We start from the raw sequence: 417 nt of genomic DNA, 5'->3' as shown, positions 1-417 counted from the left end.
GGGGAACTCACAGCTCTGATCGCGATCATGCTCTACGCGATCGTGCCGCCGATCCGTTACACCGAGCACGGCATCCGCAGCGTGCGCGTCGATTGCATCGAGGCGGGTCGGCAATGTGGCTGTACGCCCGCGCAACTGCTGTTCCAGGTCAAGCTGCCCCTCGCCATGCCGAACGTGATGCTCGGCCTCAATCAAACCATCATGGCCGCCTTGTCCATGGTGGTGGTCGCGGCCCTGGTCGGGACCAAGGATCTCGGCCAGCAGGTCTACATCGCGCTCGGCAATGCAAGCGCCGGGCTCGGTCTGACGTCCGGCTTGGCGATAGCACTGGTTGCCATGGTGGCTGATCGCATCATCCGCGGTTGGTATGAGCGGCACCAGTCTTACCGCGAAGGACATCAACTGCTCGAGTGTTAA

At 62.4% G+C, this 417-nt stretch carries 1 protein-coding gene; it reads left to right on the top strand.

What is annotated here, in order from left to right:
- A partial coding sequence (locus tag NMG80_RS06430; RefSeq protein ID WP_254017369.1) for an ABC transporter permease subunit occupies positions 1-417 on the top strand: 417 nt, incomplete at its 5' end.

It is taken from the genome of Mesorhizobium escarrei, assembly GCF_935825525.1.
In the GTDB taxonomy this organism is placed as follows: Bacteria; Pseudomonadota; Alphaproteobacteria; order Rhizobiales; family Rhizobiaceae; genus Mesorhizobium; species Mesorhizobium escarrei.
The sequence above is the reverse complement of the archived record's forward strand: the minus strand, read 5'-3'. Positions and strand labels throughout refer to the sequence as shown.